The following is a 4,073-nucleotide window of genomic DNA, read 5'->3' as shown; positions in this document are numbered from 1 at the left end:
AGATTCTCGCAGTTGGTCGGACTGGAACTAAAAGCCAGCTTCGCCCGGCATGAAACATCTCAGGCAGAGGTAGCCGAAAAACTCGGCCACTCAAAATCGGGATACTCCCGATGGCTGAATGCAAAGCCGTCAATGCCAATGGAAGCGTTGCTAAATACGTGCGAACTGATCGGCGTAGATCCTCGAGACGTATTCAATGCCGCATACCAAAGACTCATCGACGAGATGGGCGAATACAGCCCCGATACCGCCACCCGTGATGCGGTATCCAACGATGACATCGACGCGCTCGCCGACCAGATCGCCGCGGACCCCGAGAGATTCCACCTGGCGGCCAGTATCGACCCCAACAAAGAGTACGAGAGCACCACGCCCCACGATTAACGAGGACAGGCAGAGATAGATGTACGAGGACCTGCTCGAACAAGCCGAACGCATGGGTATACCAGTCCGCGAGCGCCCGCTCGGCCAACATGCGTGCGGCTACTATTGCGATCGGCCACGGCTCATCCTCATCGACGAGGATCTGCCCGAGTACGCGAAGTACTGCACGTTGGTGCATGAGCTGGTGCATGCCAGGTATCGGGATCCAGGGTGTGGTCCGCAGTACGGGAAGGCGGAGCGGCGTGCGCGGATCCAGACCGCGTTGCAGACGATCCAGCCGTTGGAGTTCGCGGCGGCGGAGCGTATGTACGGGGGAGACTCGTCGGCCATCGCCATCGCATTGGACAGGCCGGTGCAGGTCGTCGAGGACTATCAGCAGTGGCTGCACGATCACGGGTTATAAGGAGAACGGCATATGTCGAGGATTGAGTACAAGCAGAGTCGGGATAAGCTGCATGGGACCACGACGTTCAACGTCGGTGTGAAAACGGTGGTTGCGCCGGAGCCTCCGTTCGACAAGCGGCGTTTCGGCGTATGCAGCGTGGAAAGCATTCCCCAGCCCAAGGGTCGCAAACCCCATTTTGCCATCAGGAACAGCAAGGGAGAGACGGTGTTCGAAGTGGGCGCGCAGGCTCGGAACGCCTACGCCGTGCTGGAACCATTGGTCGGGAGGGAGATCCAGTCGTTCTCATGGGAAGAGAAGGCCTCCATCATCGATGACGGGACCTATCTCAGCTGCAAGATCGTCGAAAAAAGCCAATCAACCGTTGCAGACGATCCCATTCCGAGAATCGTCCTGGACACCGAGACCACAGGGCTGCATCCGCAATATGACGAGATCCTGCAACTGTCAATTATCGACGGAGACGGCAACGTACTGACCAACAATCTGTATAGGCCGGAACGACACGACTCATGGCCCGAAGCGCAGCGGATCCACCACATCAGTCCGCTGGACGTCGCGGACAAACCCTCAATCCAGGATGATCTGCAGCAGATCCAAGCCATTCTCGACAGAGCGCAGGAGGTATGCGTCTACAACGCCGATTTCGACCTCGCGTTTCTGGGCGAACTCGGATTGCGATTAGACAAGTCGAAGGTCATGGACACCATGCGCGAATACGGTCGCCGGTACCACTACACTCCGTACTACAAGCTGGAGAACGCCGCAAAAGAATGCGGATACCGTTATCATGCTCATGATGCTTTGGCGGATTGCCAAGCGACGCTCAAGGTGCAGCAGCGGCTTGAAGGCAAGGCGGGCACCGGCGGCATAAGCAAAGCAATCGATGCGGCGAAGAAAATCGATGACGCGAGGAAGACTGTCCAAACTGCATACGACAGCCTTCCGGAGGAAACAAAAGCCAAGGTCAAAGGCTCGGTTTCGAAAGCGGCCTACATAACCTATGCCGTTTTGCTATGGATCCTTGTGCTCCTGGACATTGTGGTGATTGCCATCTGTTTCATCGCCCCATACATGCTCATCGTCGGAATTCCCAGCGTACTGCTGACCATTTGGTGTTTCAAACAAAAGAAAGACATGAAGAGCCGGGTCAGGGCAAAGCACAAGAAGTGAAATCCCCGCCGGCACGCCAATGCCAGTGGGGAGAACACCGGCGGATGCGCCAACATCCAACCGGCCAGTGAAACAAACCAACGAGAGAAGAAAGGAGGCTGCTTCGCCCTCCACTATACCGCGAGCGCCATGGCGGTGGCGAGGGCGAAGCGTACCCGAAAATGCTAGGGCTTATCTTTTTCCGAATTGTCCGACTTGAACGTTCTGCGTCCTTTTATCGCATCAATGATCTGGGGGAGAAGGAGTGCGATACTACCCGCAAACCCGATGAGTGCGGCCGGGTTCATGCCGAGTGCGAAGAACACCACGGAACTGGTGAACGCCGCAGCCGGCATCAGGGAGAACACTGCGCTCGTGAACTTGTACACCCAGTTCTCCGCCCTGCGATCCTCGCGGTAGATCTCCACGAGCTGCTTCTGATAGTCGATCTCGGAGTGCAGGGAGTCCTCGGCCATACTCAAGATGCGATCCGCCGCCCCCGGCAACACGTGCTCGTATCCCGCGAGCTCCTTGCTGGATGGCAGCGGACTGGACGTCATTTCGACATGGGACATGGCATAGCCGACTATTGGCGATCCATCGCCTTTCGGATCGCGTCGCCGGTCATGTTCCACGCCTTGGTTTGCAGTTCGAGCGATGTCAGCATTTTCGGAGGTTCCGAGCGGCGCGTCCTGCCGGTCAGCCCGGCCATCATCCCCGCCTTGAATCCCCGGATCACCGCTTTTCTGGTCGATGCTCTCATCGGTCATCACCCCTCCAATTTTCGTATGCGTGTTATCCGCATGATAACAAAAACGCCTTGAAGACACATGAAAACAGGCGAAAAGCATAGAAAAACACGGAAAACAACAGAAAAAGAAGGCGCTTACCATGACGAACGTCACCAAATACCAGACCGCCGGGGGAGTGCGCTACCGGGTGCGCTACAGGAAGCCCGACGGCACCCAGACCGACAAGCGCGGGTTCAAACGCAAGGTCGATGCGGAGAACTGGGCCGCGAAGAACATCACCGTCGCGAAGGCCGAAGGCACGTACATCGACCCGCGGCGGGGCAAGGCCACGGTCGGCGAACTCGCCGAAGCGTGGCTCGCCAAAAAGAGGCTTGCCACGAAGCCCAGCTATTACGATGATCTGGAAGGCGCATGGAACAAATGGGTCCAGCCCACGTGGGGGAGCGTGCCGGTGGCCGCGGTCACCCGTGAGGCCGCGCAGCAATGGGTGGCGTCGATCAGCGCCGGCGTCAGATCGGATGAGACCGGCGAATGGGTGGAGGCGCCGAAAAGCGCGAGCGTCGTGCTGCGCGCGCATGGCGTCCTCGCCGGGATCCTCGACGACGCGGTCGCCGACCGGCGCATCCCCGCAAACCCCGTACGCGGCATCGAACTGCCACGCAAAACGAAATCGAAGCACACGTATCTGACCGGCCGGCAGCTCGCCGCACTGGCCGACGCGTGCGACACCCCATTGCGCCGCACGCTCGTGCTCACGCTCGGCCTGACCGGCCTGCGCTGGGGCGAATGCGTCGGCCTGACCATCGCCGACATCGACTTCACGGCGCGGCGCATCGACGTGAACAAAAGCGCCACCCAGATCAACCGGCATATCGTGGTCGGCACGCCGAAGACCTACGAGATACGCCGCGTCATGTACCCGATCGAACTCGAACCGCTGCTGCGCGCCATATGCAGGGGCAGGGGAGGGGACGAGCTCGTGTTCGCGGATCCGACCACCAAGGACGGGTACGTGCATCAGCCGCATTCGCCGAAATCCGACGACCGCAGCTGGTACGCGAAGGCGAGCATCCAGGCGAAGGTGCCTCGGCTGACGTGCCATGACCTGCGGCATACCGCGGCGAGCCTCATGGTCAAGGCCGGCGCGAACGTCAAGGCAGTGCAGCACCAGCTCGGCCATGCGAGCGCGGCGATGACCCTGGACGTGTACGCGGACCTGTTCGACGATGACCTGGATGAGCTGGCGTCGCGGATGAGCGCGCTGCTCGTCTCGCAGAATGTGGGCAAAATGTGGGCAGACGATCTCACGGAAGCCTCGTAGCCCTTGCGGCAGTAGGGGTTACGGCTTTCGTATCCGCGGGTTCAAATCCCGCTGGTCCGAC

5 protein-coding genes are annotated in these 4,073 nt (G+C 59.5%); 4 read left to right on the top strand and 1 reads right to left on the bottom strand.

The window, feature by feature from the left end; translation table 11 throughout:
- From JS533_RS13380 to JS533_RS13370, 3 genes are all read left to right on the top strand, one after another.
- On the top strand, positions 1-384 hold a 384-nt coding region (locus tag JS533_RS13380; protein ID WP_241515297.1), incomplete at its 5' end, for a helix-turn-helix domain-containing protein.
- A 19-nt stretch (positions 385-403) separates the two neighbouring features.
- Positions 404-787 (top strand): ImmA/IrrE family metallo-endopeptidase, encoded by a 384-nt coding sequence (locus JS533_RS13375; RefSeq protein ID WP_241515295.1) that lies wholly within the window; start codon positions 404-406, stop codon positions 785-787.
- A 12-nt stretch (positions 788-799) separates the two neighbouring features.
- On the top strand, positions 800-1,960 hold the full coding sequence (locus tag JS533_RS13370) for a 3'-5' exonuclease (RefSeq protein WP_241515293.1): 1,161 nt from the start codon (positions 800-802) through the stop codon (positions 1,958-1,960).
- A gap of 164 nt (positions 1,961-2,124) precedes the next feature.
- Here JS533_RS13370 and JS533_RS13365 read toward each other — a convergent pair whose 3' ends face one another.
- Positions 2,125-2,709, bottom strand: coding sequence for a DUF2335 domain-containing protein (locus JS533_RS13365; protein WP_241515292.1), 585 nt, complete (start codon positions 2,707-2,709; stop codon positions 2,125-2,127).
- 121 nt (positions 2,710-2,830) lie between these two features.
- Here JS533_RS13365 and JS533_RS13360 point away from each other — a divergent pair, with 121 nt between their 5' ends.
- Positions 2,831-4,012 (top strand): tyrosine-type recombinase/integrase, encoded by a 1,182-nt coding sequence (locus tag JS533_RS13360; protein ID WP_241515290.1) that lies wholly within the window; start codon positions 2,831-2,833, stop codon positions 4,010-4,012.
- Positions 4,013-4,073 lie beyond the last annotated feature (61 nt).

It is taken from the genome of Bifidobacterium amazonense, assembly GCF_018555435.2.
In the GTDB taxonomy this organism is placed as follows: domain Bacteria; phylum Actinomycetota; class Actinomycetes; order Actinomycetales; family Bifidobacteriaceae; genus Bifidobacterium; species Bifidobacterium amazonense.
This window is presented reverse-complemented; position numbering and strand designations above follow the sequence as displayed.